Source organism: Candidatus Babeliales bacterium (genome assembly GCA_019749895.1).
In the GTDB taxonomy this organism is placed as follows: domain Bacteria; phylum Babelota; class Babeliae; order Babelales; family RVW-14; genus AaIE-18.
In genome coordinates, this window is record JAIEPG010000003.1 from 80,791 (window position 1) to 95,139 (window position 14,349).

The 14,349-nt window shown below is 46.0% G+C and carries 10 protein-coding genes; all 10 read right to left on the reverse strand.

The features are described from left to right. Positions 1 to 8: 8 nt before the first annotated feature. The gene (locus tag K2W90_03125) at positions 9 to 1,025 is read right to left on the reverse strand and encodes a tRNA-dihydrouridine synthase (protein MBY0353331.1); all 1,017 of its coding nucleotides are present in this window, start codon (positions 1,023 to 1,025) and stop codon (positions 9 to 11) included. Beyond that, entirely contained in the window at positions 1,018 to 2,466 is a 1,449-nt protein-coding gene (gatA, locus tag K2W90_03130) for an Asp-tRNA(Asn)/Glu-tRNA(Gln) amidotransferase subunit GatA (GenBank protein ID MBY0353332.1), read from the reverse strand. The genes K2W90_03125 and gatA overlap by 8 nt, the downstream gene beginning before the upstream one ends. A 29-nt stretch (positions 2,467 to 2,495) precedes the next feature. After that, positions 2,496 to 2,777 carry an Asp-tRNA(Asn)/Glu-tRNA(Gln) amidotransferase subunit GatC gene (gatC, locus tag K2W90_03135; protein ID MBY0353333.1) on the reverse strand — a complete coding sequence of 94 codons (282 nt, stop codon included), beginning with the start codon at positions 2,775 to 2,777 and terminating at the stop codon, positions 2,496 to 2,498. 212 nt (positions 2,778 to 2,989) lie between these two features. Beyond that, entirely contained in the window at positions 2,990 to 4,378 is a 1,389-nt protein-coding gene (locus K2W90_03140) for an MATE family efflux transporter (GenBank protein ID MBY0353334.1), read from the reverse strand. Positions 4,379 to 4,532: 154 nt separating this feature from the next. Continuing rightward, positions 4,533 to 7,448, reverse strand: coding sequence for a hypothetical protein (locus tag K2W90_03145; GenBank protein MBY0353335.1), 2,916 nt, complete (start codon positions 7,446 to 7,448; stop codon positions 4,533 to 4,535). Between the two features lie 148 nt (positions 7,449 to 7,596). After that, complete coding sequence (locus tag K2W90_03150) at positions 7,597 to 8,637, reverse strand: hypothetical protein (GenBank protein ID MBY0353336.1); 1,041 nt, start codon at positions 8,635 to 8,637, stop codon at positions 7,597 to 7,599. Between the two features lie 102 nt (positions 8,638 to 8,739). Then, positions 8,740 to 10,020, reverse strand: a complete 1,281-nt coding sequence (locus K2W90_03155; protein ID MBY0353337.1) for a hypothetical protein — start codon at positions 10,018 to 10,020, stop codon at positions 8,740 to 8,742. Between the two features lie 4 nt (positions 10,021 to 10,024). Beyond that, entirely contained in the window at positions 10,025 to 12,388 is a 2,364-nt protein-coding gene (locus tag K2W90_03160) for a hypothetical protein (GenBank protein ID MBY0353338.1), read from the reverse strand. Between the two features lie 14 nt (positions 12,389 to 12,402). After that, positions 12,403 to 12,783: a hypothetical protein gene (locus K2W90_03165; GenBank protein MBY0353339.1), complete on the reverse strand. Its 381-nt coding sequence runs from the start codon at positions 12,781 to 12,783 to the stop codon at positions 12,403 to 12,405. A 153-nt stretch (positions 12,784 to 12,936) separates the two neighbouring features. Continuing rightward, positions 12,937 to 14,214 carry a hypothetical protein gene (locus K2W90_03170; protein ID MBY0353340.1) on the reverse strand — a complete coding sequence of 426 codons (1,278 nt, stop codon included), beginning with the start codon at positions 14,212 to 14,214 and terminating at the stop codon, positions 12,937 to 12,939. Positions 14,215 to 14,349: the final 135 nt, after the last annotated feature.

A 14,349-nucleotide genomic window follows, 5' to 3' on the forward strand; every position in this document is an offset into this window, starting at 1 on the left:
CAAGAAAACTACTCTTGTGCGAGTGTAGCGCAATTGGCAGTATCTTCAACTTTGTATTCGCGGCATAGCTCGTCAAGTTTTAAGCGCATTTCTTCTTCCGTCTGCGTGGTAAGAAGTGTTTTGCGCCACATAGCGGCGTTTTCAACACTGCGAATATATTGTGGCAGTTGCTTTTTGAAAATGCTAAAACCTGAATTGCCATAAAAATCTTTGTTCAAATAAAAATGGCGGCGAGCATAATCAAGTGCCGTTGTGGTATCAACCGAAAATTCTCTGCCTTGCGAGTTTTCAACAATCTCACGCATTTTCCACGGTGCACCCCAGAGCGCGCGACCAATCATGAAGCCGTCAACACCGGTTAGTTCATAGGTTTTTTCGGCACGGGCAAAGTTGTTAACATTGCCAGAAAAAATTACCGGTACTTTAACCGCTTCTTTAACTTGTTTGGTTAGCTCAAAATCTAAGCGTGAAACAAAACCTTCAGGTTGCGTGCGCGGATGAATCATGATGCAGCTTACACCGGCAGCTTCTGCTGCTTTTGCTACGTCTACCGCATTGCGTTCTTTGTAGCCAGCGCGAATTTTGATGGTCATGGGAACACGGTCACCAATAATTCTGTTAAATTCTTTCAACAGCTTTTCAAGCAACGGAATGTTTGCCATGAGCGCCGAGCCCGAACCGGAGCCGGTAACGGTACGCGAAGGGCAGCCGCTGTTGAGGTTGATCAACTTAAAACCGTTTTCAATAACCTTCTCAACGCTTTGCTCAATCCACTCCAAACGATTAGCTGAAAATTGAAAGGCAAGCGGTTGCTCAACTTCTTTGTATTTGAGCGTGCGTTTTAACTTATCGTTGGCAACGTGAGAAACGTGCCGCATTTCAGTCATTAACAATTCTTCTTTGCAGAAATCGCGGATTAATTGACGTAACGGAGAGTCGGTAACGCCATCAAGTGGCGCTGCCATAAAGCGAGGAATAACCAAGTTGCCAATAGTGAGTTTTTCGGACCAAAATTCTTTATTCATAATTCGCTGGGGTTTGAGTGTGGAACGGGGTACTTTGTTCGAATGCGTATGCTGCTTGGTAAATCAGACTTTCAGAAAGTCGTGGGCCCATAAACTGCAAGCCCATTGGCAAACCAGCCTTTGAAATGCCGCAAGGCAATGAAAGAGCAGGGGTACCGGCGATGCAGTTTGGCACCAAGAAATAGTCCGCCAAATACATGGCAATTGGATCGTCAACAACTTCGCCAATTTTGAATGGCATGGTTGGTGAGGTTGGACTAACAATCAAGTCGACTTCTTTAAACGCTTCCATAAATTCAGCGCGAATAATGTTGCGCACATGCGTTGCCGTGTTGTAATATTCGCCCTTATTTTTGGAAGAAAGAGCGTAGTTGCCGGTCAAAATGCGTCGCTTAACTTCATCGCCAAATTTGTCGTGGCGCGTGTTCAGATACATTTCTTGCAATGTTTTAGCATCTTTGTTGCGGTTGCCATACAGCGAACCGTCGTAGCGCGACAAGTTTGACGCAGCTTCAACGCGACTGACCACAAAATAAACGGCGTTGCCATATTTTAAATGAGGCATAGTAACATAGTTTATGGTAGCGCCAAGGCTTTCAAGATGCTTAATTGATTCCTGAAATGATGCGCGAATCTCTTCGTTAATGCCTTCGTGCTCGGCAACGTCTTGCAAAATACCAATGCGCAAACCTTGTGGCAGCTTGCCGGTCAAATTTTTGGTGTAATCTTTCTTTTCAATTTGTAGAGAGCTTGAGTCATGCTCATCTTTGCCTGAAAGTACTGAGTTAACCAGCGCGTTGTCGTAGACCGTTTTGGTGAGTGGGCCAACTTGGTCGGTTGATGATGCAAATGCCAAAACGCCATAGCGCGAATTGTGTCCGTAGGTTGGGTACATGCCCACAAGACCGGTAAATGCGGCAGGCAAGCGTACCGAGCCACCCGTTTCAGTTCCCAGCGCAAATGGCACCAAGCCGGCAGCTACTGCAGCAGCAGGGCCTGAGCTTGAACCGCCAGAAATGCGCGTGGTGTCCCACGGGTTTTTGGTTGGGCCGTAGGCCGAAAACTCACCAGAGCCGCCCATGGCAAATTCGTCCATGTTGGCGCGTCCCAGTGAAAGACCGCCGGCACGTTGAAGCCGTTCGTGTGCGGTTGCGTTGTAGGTAGCGCGATAATTTTTTAAAATATTGGAACCGGCAGAGGTAATGCGGCCGTGTTGTGAAATGTTATCTTTCAACACGTACGGTATGCCGGCCAGTGGGCCGTTGGTGGCACACGCGCTGTTAATGGTGTGTGCATCAACATCAAAGCTTTCTAAAATGCTGTTGAGTGTGTGGTCATATTTTTTTATGCGTGCTTGGAAAAAGCTGACCACTTCTTGTGGCGAAACTTCTTTTTTTGCAAGCAACGATTGTAGTTCTTTGATTGTGATAAATGGTTTCATGCTGAGAGGTCCTTTTTTATGCGCAGGCATTAATCGAGAATTTTTGGAACAACAAAGTAATGGTCTTCGCGTTCTGGTGCTTGAGCAAGCATTTCTTCAGCGCGGTCGCATACAACAACGGCATCTTCACGAAAAACATTTACGTTGCGAACCTGTTCGGCTTCGCTGGTTTTACTAACTTCTTGGAGTTGTTTTACGTACGCCAAAATTGCAGAAAGTCGTTCAACGTAGGTATCAATTTCATTTTCTTCAAGATGCAATGAAGAAAGCTGTGCCAGTTTTAAAAGTTCTTCTCGATTAAAAGTAGTCATGTCGTCCTAAGTTTAAAAGCTTGTTTTCTCAGATGCTTTGACTTTCTTCGCCCTTTTACCCTTCGACAAGCTCAGGGTGAGCGGGCTACGAAAATAGATAAGCTACTATGTGTTGGTCTGGAGCATCCCGAGTCCCGTTCGCCCTGAGCTTGTCGAAGGGTAAAAGGGCGAGGGGTAGCTGATACGTCCTAAAAAGCTTTCACCAGTCTACGCTAAATTTCCTTTTTTTGCCACTTGTGGCTCATAATTCTGAAGAAAAAGATAGCGCCCATAACCCCAGCGTTTAGGTAATGGCAGCCGTAAATGAGGATAAAGCGCAGTGCATGGCTCTCAATAGTGAGCGTGCTTAGAAAGTATGAAACCGGTAAAAAGAAGAACAGGCACGACAATGCGCGGCCCCACATCACGCTTTTTACGTCGCCAGCGCCTCGCAAGGCCCCAGCCAAAATAACTTGCAGGCAGTCAAAAAAGACCAAAAAGCTGATGGCTGGCAACACGGCTGCGCCCAAAGCAGTATAGTGCTTTTTGGGGTCAAAAAGGCCAATGAGCAGCTCTGCGTTAAAGCAGGCAAAGAGTAAGCAGGCGCCAACGGCGGTAAAGGTGAGCATGAGCACCTTTTTAATGGTTGACGAAGCGCCCTTCGGGTCTTGTGCGCCAAGCCGATTGCTGACCAAAAAAGTAACTACTTGTGCAAAGGCCATGGCCGGTACAAAGGCAAAACGCTCAATATTTTTGACTACGTCGTAGGTTGTGATAGCGTAGGTTCCCATGTCGGCCAAGAGCTTTGAAAGCCAAACATACGCAAGTGCAAATGACGTTTTGTCCAGCATTATTGGCCAACTCAAGTTGAGTAAATGCCAGGCACGCTTAAAGTCGAAGATTGAAAAGAAGGTTGCTTTAAAATATTTTTTATAGTCGGGATTGAGCAAAATATACGCAATGGCAGCAATGTTCATAACGCCGTACTGCAAAATAGTAGCAATGGCCGAGCCGTTTAAATCCATGCGGGGAAAACCATATTTGCCCAGCACAAGTGCGTAATCAAAAAATATAAATGTTGAGATGCCCAAAAGATTAAGCAGCATGGGAATACGTGTATTTTTGATGCCGCGCATAAAACCAATAAAACTCAGCGAGACAAAAATGAGTAGCACGCCAAATGATTTTAAGCGTAAAAATGGTGCGCCAATGGCTGCCATTTCGGGCGGTACACCAAGCCACTGATAAATGGCGGTAGCACTGACAGAAATAATAGCTAATTGTGTAAAACCCAGCAGCAGGGTGGTCCAAAAGGTATTGCTCAGTTCTTCACCGCAGCGTTCATAGTTACCCGCGCCGTTAAAGCGACCAATAATAGCAATAGCCGCCACTGGCAATGCTTCGGCAAATTTAATAAGTGTGTGCATAAAATTGGTGGCCATTGCCAAAGCGCCGTAGGCCGTGGCCGTTTGTGAGTTGGCAATGATGTAAGAATCTACAATTGGCGGTAACGTGATCAGGATCATTGCTGAAATAAGTTCGGGAAGCCAGTAGCACACAATGTCTTTGACCGACTCGCCCATGTGCCAAGTCGAAATGGTGCGTTTGAGCAGTGCCTTCATTATGATCCTTTTTTTATTGCGAGAACTATGCAACGATTTTACATGGCTTCTTTCTTACCATATTTTTTTTGAATTGGAAAACTTTGCTTTGCGTGTGCAAAAAAAAGAGGCGACCGAGCGGCCGCCTCTTGGTGAGTTTATTGCAATAGTATGATTATTGTTGTGGGTAAACAGGATCATAAAAATATTGTTGTTGTTGTTGCTCGTAAGGCTGTTGTAATTCTTGTTGTGCATTGTCAGAAGCAATACGTTGCTGTGCGCTCCACTCGGCTAGTCTTGCTCTAATGTCGGCAACTGATTCTGGTGAAATATTATCAAGGTTTGCGCGTTCGTTAGGTTGTAAGCCAGCAGATTGCTGAACTGGTGCTTGTTCGGGTTCCTGTTGTTGAATAGGTTCTTGGTAATATGCTTGTTGTTGTTCAACTGTTGCTTGCTGTCTTTGCTGCTGTTCAAATTCCTGCTGTTGTTGTTCTGTCAGTTTTTTTGCTTGATCAGCAGCTTGCGTAGCAGCTTCTTGTTGTTGTTTATCTTCAATTGCTTGCGCAATAAAGGGCATAGCGACCGAAGCCACTACAGCGCTTACAACGTTTGCTGCTGACGCGGCAGTTTCTTTGATAGCGTCTTGGAGCATATCTTCAGTATCTTGAAATTCTTTTTTGGTTGCTTCAATCTGTTTGCTAGCTACTGCTTGTGCTTCTTGTAACTGTGTTGACAGTGTTTCAACAACACCAAGCAAGTTGTCGACGTATTGACGCACTGTTTTGTCTTTGCGAATTTTAGCAAGGGTATTAGCAGGTGCGGTAATTGCTTTTGCAATAGTTTCGGCAACTTCTTGCTGCGCACCAAGGGCCGTTTTAGTGCCGGCAGCTACCGCGTTTTGCATTGCGGCAATTGTTTGATTAATGCTGACGGTTTGTTGAATTCCTTGCGCTACTTTTTGTTGTGCATCTTGAGCAAGGTCGTTAACCGTGCTGACCAGTGAAACGAGTACCTGTTCTGGTTGAGCAGCAAGAGCCTCGAGTTGTGTTGTTGCTTGTTCAATGTTGGTATTAACTTGTTCTTGTACGCTTGCAATTGTTTTGCTAATGTTGCTGCCTACTGTTTCTTGCATCTTTTTAATGGTTTCGGCAGTTCTTTGTACAACAACTTCTTGTTTTTTCATTTGTTCAAGGAATTGTTCTGCTGCTATAGTTTTTGCCGTATTAACTGCGGCGGTTGCTGTATCAGCAAGTGCTTTTTGTGATAATTCTTTAGTTTGATTCAACTGATCTCTAATATCTTTAAGGCGTTGTTTTTCTAAGTTTTGTGCGGCTTCAAGTTGAGCAGACATGTCAGCAATAACGCCAAGAATATTAGCAACGTGTACTTTTACGTCGTTTTGTGAGGCGATCTTTTTAACAACATTGCTTGGTGCTGTAATAACATCGTTCAATGCCTTGGCTACATTTTGTTGTGCTTCGGCGTAGGTTTGCATGCCTGCTTGGAGCGCTTGTTGTGCGCTTATTACCGCTTGTGCAACACGATCAACTTCAGTTGCAACTACCATGGTACCTTGTTCAAGAGCTGCTTCTGCTTTGTTAGAAACTTCGCGTACTTTATCGGCTACTGCAGCAAGCATTGCTTCTGGCTTGGTAATAACTGTATCAAGTGACGTGGTTGCTTTTTGTATGGTGGTATCAATCTTTTCTTGTACATTGCCAACTGCTTGTTCTACCACAGCGTTAATCTTGCCTTGTATTTTTTGTAACATTTCAGCAGCTTTGTCTTGCAATACGGAATCTTTGCCTTGCAATATATTTAAAATTTCTTGAGCTGCTCTGGCTTTTTCTTGAGCTTCTGGTGGCAATTGCTGTATCAAGGCACTTGGCAACGAAGCTCCGCCTCTAATATCTTGCAGCACGGAAGCTATGTTGCTTAACCCAGGTATTTGTTGCACCATGCCAGCAAGCTTATCTTGCAAAAGAGCTTGCATGTCTGCTGGCGTAACGCCGCCTGTGCTCAATTGTCCACCACCTTGGCCCATGCTCATCATCATCATCGACTGCATCATGCCGGCCATGCCAGGGTCCATTAACATAGGCAGTAAGCCCATCATAGCAATACCCAACATACCAAGGCCGCTGGTGGCAAAAGTCCCAGGCCGCCAGAGTTTCTTGCTTTTTTTAGTTTTTTCACTGTCAGTTTTATCGGTGTCTGGTTTTGATGTGCCAGTTGGTTTGGCTGCTAGTTTTGGTGGCAGTGGCCCAAGTGGTTTGAGTGGAGCGGTTGACGTTGGTTTTGGCACTAAATGTGGGGCAGCAGTTGATGGTGCTGAGTGTGACAACATGCTTGCAGGTCGTGGAGGCAAAGAAGGCCTTGGTGTGGCTGCTGCGTAAGTACTTGTACGTTTCGATGGTGCGGTGCTTGGTTTTGGGTTTTCTTTTTCAAATTTTGCAAGATTAGCATTTAGTCGAGCTTGCGCTTCAGGACTAAGAACTCCTCCTGTTGGCCGTGGCCGTTTTCCTGGTGTGCTGACTGACGTGCTGCTGACTGAAGGAGCACTGCTTATGCTTGAAGTAGGCCTGGTTGTTGTGTACGAAGGAGGTCTGGTCACGGAGCTTGAAACGGAGCTGACAGAGCTAGTTGATAAGCGACTTGTTGCTGGATCATGTGATGTGCTTGTTGATGACGAAATAGTTGGCATAGTGCTTATTATGCTGCCCCGGCCCCCCCCTGATGAGCTTGCTGTAGTTGCGGCAAGCCTAGCCGCTGGTGATGAGCTTATGGTTTGCGATGGAGAAGAAGTTGGCGCCGTGCTTGGTAATGTTCTTCTAAGGCTTTCTTCTGCTGCCAATGCGGCGGGTGAACCTGGAGTTTTTGGTGGTGGTAAGGGCCTGCTTGGTTTTGGTGCTGTTGCAGGGAGGCTTGCTGGTTGCGTTTGTGGTATTAATCCTATCCGTTGGCCTCCAAGCATCATATGCTGCGGCCGCGCAGTTGCAGCTGTTGCCGTCCGTTCACTTACTACAAACAAGATGACCAAGCTTATTGCAAGTAATCTCATAACACTTTTTATATTCAAATGAATCTTCATCACTCATCTCCTTAAATTGAGGAATTGTTTTCTTTACTTAAAAATATCAGAAATGGGTATGATAATTCAATGATTTTGATTATTTGAAAATAAAAGAGCCGGGCGTTTGGTTGTTAACGCCCGGCTCTTTGGATATTTTTGTTGAATTTTATTGTGGCAAACTAGATGGTTGCTGTGGTAAGAAGGTTGGCAAACTTGGTGGTGGTGCAAGTTGCGGTGCCGCTGCTGGGGTGGGTTGTGCAGGTTTTGCAGCCGCAGAAGCATCCCACTCTTTTCGTTTTTGTGCATATTCATCTTGCAAGTGTTCTTGAGGAACGCCAAGAGGAACTTGCTTGCCTTGAAGATCGGCTCTAGGGCCGGTGTATGGTACCGTTTCTGCTGGTGTGCGTGTTCCTATTGCTATATCTCGGTTGACAGCGCTAATAGCGGCTTTGTTTTCATTTTCGTGTCTTCTTGTAACTTCACTAATGATGTATTGGTCGCCTGTTTTTTGCGCTGCAGCCATTTCTTCGCTGTGTCGTATTTTTCTTTCAGCAGAGCTTTTGGCTATGCTGATTTGTTGTTGATCGCTTGTTTTGTTTGCTTGGTTTAGTAATGTTTGAGCGCCCGTTTTTGCTTGCTCAAGTTTTTCTAGGTTTTTATAGTGATTATAGGTTGCATAGTCTTTTTTTGCCTGACGATATTGTATTGGACTGAATATTTTTTGTAAGAAACTAAATGATTTTGGGTCTTTTAGGCTTGGTTTTGGCAGTGCTTGGTACGTTGTGGGAGTTGGCGCATAAGTAGCTACTTGTTGTCTTGGCTGCGTGCGTGGTGCGTATCCTGGAGTTTGTAGCGTTGGGGCCGGGGCATAACTACCTTCTGGTTGTGTTTTTGGTTGAGCACCTGGTCGAGGAGTTGGTGCTAGCTGACCTGGTTGCTCAAAGCGTTTAAACTCCGGTGTTGATAAGCTTGGTGGGGGAACCATTGGTCGAGGTTGAGTTACCATTGTTTGTTCCGATTGCGTTGTTTGTAGTGGTGGCGCTGGTGGAACTCTTCTTGGAGCAAGTGCAGGTGGTCCCATTTCAGGTTGTACTGGCATCATTCTTGGCATTGGTGGCGGTGGAAATTTTGCATCAAGCGAAATCGCTGCGCTAGCAAGCACCAAGCTGGCAAGCACTAAGCGTGTAATTTGTGATAATTTCTTCATTTTTTATCTCCCCAAAAAAAACAAATTTCCCTTTATTCAAAAATAGCACAAACGCTTTTAACAAAGCAATAATGGAGCTAATTTTTGGTGAGCTGCCCATTCTTATTCATAAACTGCGCTAGTAACCTGGCTGCGTTTTGGGCCAGATTGCTGAATACTTGGCAGGCTTTGTGTTGTGGCGGGCCTTTCGACCCGCTCAGGACGAGCGGGTGTTGGTGGTACAACAGGTTGTTGTACGAGTGGTGCCGGAGGTATTGGTGCTAGAACCGGTGCTGGTGCTTCGACACGCTCAGGACGAACGGGCGCTGTTTGGGTGGTGGTAGCAGGAGTTTGTGGTGTTTGTTTTGTTGTTGATGCCGCCATTTCTTTGAGTGCTTGAGCTTCCTGTTCTGCTTTGTGTCGTGCCAGTGTTGCCGCAACTACTTTTTTGTCGCCGGTCATTTCAGCGTCAAACCGTTCTTGAGCGCGTCGTACGGTTGGTTCGGCCCACGTACGAAATTGTTGTGCAGTTTCAAAATTGCCATCTTTTTCATGTTGCGCAGCCATTTTGAGCATCATAACTTTTCCAGCCAAATCGCGGTCGTTTAAATAACCATCAGGTCCTGTTGCTTCTTCATAATATTTCATGGCTCGGCGGTTGGTTGCTGGTGGTGGTGCGATGGTGAGTGTTGTTACTGGTTGCGGTGTTTGTGCTGGTTGCTGAACCGTTTGCGGTGTTTGTTGTGTGTGTGTAGGTTGTGGTTCTATGACGGGCGGTTTTGCTGCCGCTTTAGCTGCTTTGGCCGCAGCTTCGGCTTCTATTTCAATTTTGTGTCGCGCTAACACTTTTTCTACCAATTTTTTATCGCCTGTTTTTTCCGCATCAAATCTTTCTTGAGCGCGTCTTAATTGATTTTGTGTTTGTTTAAAAGAATATTTGCCGCCTGGCTGTTGAGCGTAATCAAAATTGTGGGCTTTTTCTAGGTAGCCTCCCGGTGCGGTGGCAGCTTTGTAATAGTGCATGGCACGACGAGATTTAATAGGGCTAAAAAAACTAAATTTTGGCGGCGTTATATTTTTGAGTGTGATTGGTTCGGTATGTGTGGTGGCAGATGTGTAGCGGGGTCGAACTGTCTGTGTTGCTGTGCCGGTAGCAACTGGTTGTGCTGGTGTGCTGGTGTGTTGCGGTGTTATGTGCTGTGTTGGTTGTGGTTGGCGCGTTGGTGCAAGCAGTGGTTGTTGTTTTTGTTCTGGTAATTGTTTGGGTTTTTGTGGCAGTTCCCAGATTCCTAAGTTTCTTAATTCTGTTTGGCCTCTGCTTCTGCCTGCTGCACTCATTGTTGTTGTGCTAACAATAAGCACACTCATCAGTACCAAAAAATTGCTACGCAATAATTTGTTCATTTTATTATCTTTCCGTTTGTGCCGGCGTTGACGGCAGTTCACTAATTAACTTTCTTGATTGAGCGTTTTTTTGTCTAGCTTGTTCTACCAAATCGAGTGCTTCTTGCCCTTTTGCTTGGCGTGCCCTGGCGTTGAGGGCGCGTACTTCAGCTTGCAAAGCGTTAATCTCTTGTGCTTTTTGTGTGATCTCTTCAGGTGTCAGTGGTCGGCCAACGCGAGGTGTTTCGCGTCTGGTGACCTCAATATATTGTCCGGTTGGTGTTTGCATCCTTCCTGTAACGGTGCCAGGAGTGCCTAGCGTAAGTGCACTGGTTGGGTAGGTTGCAACACCTGCCGTTGGTGGCGTGGGTAGCGGTGGCGGTGTTGGTTTTACTGACGCAGTTGGACCGAACTTTCGTTGCTCAGGGTCAGACAAGTGCCCCAATGGGTTTGATGAGTCAAATTTTACCGGTGTTGGTCCTTCGACAGGCTCAGGACGAACGGGAGTAGGGAGTGCTGCTGGTTTTGCCGGTGGGACCAGTGTTGGTATGGGTACTTGTGGGTTGGTTAAATCTTCAAAAGTTTTTATTTTTGCCTGCAGTTGCTGTTGAATTGCTGTTTTTCTTTCTGGTGTTGCAGTAGCTTGTTCTGCAAGAAGTTGTTTTATCTCTTTGCTTGTTTGTAGCACGTCGGGACGGCCACTTTGTAATTGTTTGCTAAAATTCTTCATAACAGCTTCTTCGTGTTTTGCTATCTGTGCTGTTACTAGCGGCGATTGTGGATGCAGTGTGGGAAGTAGTTTTTGATCGGCGGCGAGTTCTTTTTCTAGTGTTTTGCGTTGTTGTGTTCTAAAAAATGGCTCTCCTGCTTGTGGCTTGCCTAGTGCGACTAAATATTCTTGTGTTTTGGCAACGCGGTTGGCAACTTCGTTATAATGAGCTTGCGCTTGATTGGTAAGGTCCTGCTTTACTTCTTGACGCTTTTGAACAATCGATTTGTTTTCAGTAGTTAGCACAGCGCGCTTGTCTGCTACTTGTTGCTTGTAAACATCAAGTTCTGCTTTAACTTTTGCAGGACCATCAGGTTGTTTGTAGTAGCGCGCTTTCAGTTCAAGTTCTTTGGCTTTGATATCAGCCTGATCTTTTGCGTTCAAGAGTGATTTGGCAAAACCCGATTGCTTAAATGTTTCAACAAAACTGGTAACGTCGGTGCGCAGTGTTGCTTTGTCTGCGCGAAATTGTTGCATGCTTTCTTTCCAGTGTTGCGCGGGTGTTTTTTTTAATTGTTCTAATGACTGTTTCCATTCTGATTTTGCTGTTTCTAGCGGATTTTGGAGCGTGCCTTTCATCTGGCGAACGTCGCGTTTAAAAGCGCCAACAGTCATATTGTAGATCATGCCGCGGCTATCATCTTTTGCATCCCGTAGTTCTTGGCGGCGTGCTTTGGTAAGTGTTCCTTGTGCAAGTTCTGTTTCGTAGTCTTTGAGCGAAAGGCCCATCGCTTTGGCTCTCGCGGCGTGTTCTTGTGACACTTTTTTGCTGCCGTCAGGTGCTTGCGATTGTTGAAAAGATTGAAGCCTTTTTGCTAGATCTTCCTGTTCTTTTTGCGCTGCTGCTTGAGCCTTGATATCGCGCGTTCTCATGACCGGTTGCACGTGACCATCGGCGGAAGGGGCTGGTGCGTAAGCACTACTAGTGGGTTTTCCAACATATGTTGAAGGTTTTGTACCAGTGTAGGCACTGGTGCCACCCTGGTAAGGGCTTCCTGAGGCTCCGGGAGCATAAACACTTGTTCCTGGTTTGGCGCCGTAGGGACTTGTAGTTTTGCCAGCGGCAAGATCTTGCGCAGTTTTTGTGCCGAGTTGGTAGGGGCCGGTGCTGCTAAGAGCTTTAGTATCACGCATAGTTTTTTGTGTTGCCTCAAGGCGCGTTTGAACACCTTCAAACATACTTTGCGCTCTGCCAGCTATGCCAGTTCTTGCTGTGGTAGGTGGTTGTGCCGTTGCTGTTGGCGGCGGGGTGCCAATGCTGGCAACGGGTGGTTTAGGGCCAATACCCGTAGTTGGTGTTGGTGGGTGTCCAAGGCCCGGTGGCGTAGGCATAAACGGTTGCGATAGCGTGCCAGGGCCTGGTGCACCATGCGGTGCGCCTAATCTTTGGGCAAGTTCTTCATCGGCTGTTTTTGGTTTTTGTGTTGTTGTTGGTTTTTTGAATGCTGAAATACCTTCGGTAGTTTCTGCGCTTTGTTCTTTTGCGCGCATGGCAGATCTTTGTTGGGCGCCAGATCTTTGTAGCATATTTCTTAAAAGCGCTGCTGCTTGCAAAGGCTTCCACGCAATACCCAGTACCGCAACGAGTGTGAATAAAAAAAGGTATTTTCTCTGTACCATTTTTTTCCTTTTGATCAATCGTTGAGAGGGATGCCACATTTTTGTTGTAGAGCCTGTAGGGTGTTTTTGCCATAACTTGTTTTTATTTTAGTTTCAAGTTTTGCAATCTTACTGCCAAGCTTTTGATTGTTTTGGTTTGAAAGGGCTGTTTGGTACAGTGCGGCCAGCTTTGCTTGTTGGCGTTGCTGGCGTATCGATTCATTGCTGCCGCGTGTGTAGTTACCGCGGACTACAAACAGAGCGTCTTTGACCGTTTTTTTTGCTACTTTGCCGGCGTAGGTAAAAAGGCTTTGTTGCGGTAGCTCTTCTGGCCCGGCGCTAAAGGTGGTAATGGCGTACGAAGCGGTGAGTGCCGCTGTTGCCAGGAACAGTTTTATTTTCATGCCAATGTCCATGAAGGTACCTTTTTTTTAACTTATTTTTAATGTTTTTTGTTTTTCTATCTGTAATAATTGTAACATGGTTGGGGAGTGGGAAGCAACGGTTTAAAAAAAAGAAAACGGGGGATGCATTTTAGCATCCCCCGTCGTATTAGGTTCTAAAGTTTTTTATTGGTTTGGTAGATCAGGATTAACTATTACTGAACGTCTTGGAGGAAGTGCTGGGGGCACTCCCGATGATTGATCGCCAAAAGTTTGACCAACTTCTCTTTGTTGTGGGTTCAATGGCAAAGGTCTTGTTGGTTGACCACTTACTGGCTGACCTGCATCTTCAAACGCTTGAGGTGCGGTTATTGTTCTTGCTGGTCGAGCTGGTGGTGTTCCTGCAGAAGGGCCGAAATTACTAGACGCCGGTCTGAGCGCTTCTTCTCCTACGAGTGGTTCTGATATTCGTGGAGCTGGTGAAGGTAACGGTCTGGTTTCATAGCCAGGTCTTACACCAACTGTTGGCGCTGACTGTTCAGCTTGGCGAGCTCTAAATGCTGCGTTTTCTGCAGCAACGCGTGCTTCGTATTGTTCTCTTGTTTGTGTTTGTACACCAGCAGGCAATGGCGGAGTTGCTGGTTGAGTTTGTGTCGGCGCAACTCTTTGAGCTGCTCCAACACCCACGTTTTCTGCAGCTTCTCGAACGCTTTCTCTAGCTCGTTGCAATAAGCCTTGTGGTGCTTGTTGAGGTTGTGGTCGAGTTGGTTCTGCGTAACCAAATTGTTGCTGGCCAGCTCGTTGTTGAACAAGTTCTCCAACTCTACCTTCTCTAAAGGCAGCGCGTTGTTGTTGTGCCACTGCCCTAGGGTCTTGGGCTCCCGTTTCTTGCGCAAAGCCTGCGCCTTCTTTTTTCATGGTTTGATATGCTCTTCTTTGATCTTCTGGTAATGCTCTTACAGCTCGTTGTTCTTGAATTTTGTAGCCAACGTTTTGTATGCCGCGGCTTGCAGATTGGAATGGGCTTAAAAGCTTGTCGCGAAGGCCAGGAGCTTTGGTAGCATCGCTAGGTTGTACGTATGTTGCGGCAAGGCCTGTTTGGCTAGCGCGTACGCCTGCTGAAGTTCCTGCGATTGGTCGAGCAATTTCAAGAGATTCAACGGGCTTGGTTGTTTTTCCATACCAAATATTTTTTACCGTTTGTCCTGGGTTGGTAACGGCTGTTTTGAATCTTTCCCATCCACTTGGTTTTGGTTGCTCAATTTGTCTTACTTGTGCTGCCTGCTGCAGTGCTTGAGCCATTGGTTGCGGATGTTGGCCCGACATTGGTCTTTGTGGTGCAAAGCTGGGTTGTTGCGGTGCTCCATAACCGCCGCCTGAAGGTTGTCTATGAGCCGCTTGTATCGCCACGCTTGCAAATAAGCAAGCAACGATAGCTACCATAAATCTGTGCATATTCTTCATAACTTCTCCCTCTCAAAATACCTTTAAAAAGTACCCTTTTTTGTAATAATCAATATTCACTACATTGATTGTAACAATTGCTGCAATTAAAATTCAATAGTTTTGCATAAAAGAAATATTTTTATTGTGTTGGTT

Bases quoted from the DNA above. Each gene is read 5' to 3' on its own strand.
- K2W90_03170 (MBY0353340.1), bottom strand. From the start codon at position 14,214: ATGAAGAATATGCACAGATTTATGGTAGCTATCGTTGCTTGCTTATTT.
- K2W90_03155 (MBY0353337.1), bottom strand. From the start codon at position 10,020: ATGAACAAATTATTGCGTAGCAATTTTTTGGTACTGATGAGTGTGCTT.
- K2W90_03165 (MBY0353339.1), bottom strand. From the start codon at position 12,783: ATGGACATTGGCATGAAAATAAAACTGTTCCTGGCAACAGCGGCACTC.
- K2W90_03160 (MBY0353338.1), bottom strand. From the start codon at position 12,388: ATGGTACAGAGAAAATACCTTTTTTTATTCACACTCGTTGCGGTACTG.
- gatA (MBY0353332.1), bottom strand. From the start codon at position 2,466: ATGAAACCATTTATCACAATCAAAGAACTACAATCGTTGCTTGCAAAA.
- K2W90_03145 (MBY0353335.1), bottom strand. From the start codon at position 7,448: ATGAAGATTCATTTGAATATAAAAAGTGTTATGAGATTACTTGCAATA.
- K2W90_03150 (MBY0353336.1), bottom strand. From the start codon at position 8,637: ATGAAGAAATTATCACAAATTACACGCTTAGTGCTTGCCAGCTTGGTG.
- K2W90_03140 (MBY0353334.1), bottom strand. From the start codon at position 4,378: ATGAAGGCACTGCTCAAACGCACCATTTCGACTTGGCACATGGGCGAG.
- K2W90_03125 (MBY0353331.1), bottom strand. From the start codon at position 1,025: ATGAATAAAGAATTTTGGTCCGAAAAACTCACTATTGGCAACTTGGTT.
- gatC (MBY0353333.1), bottom strand. From the start codon at position 2,777: ATGACTACTTTTAATCGAGAAGAACTTTTAAAACTGGCACAGCTTTCT.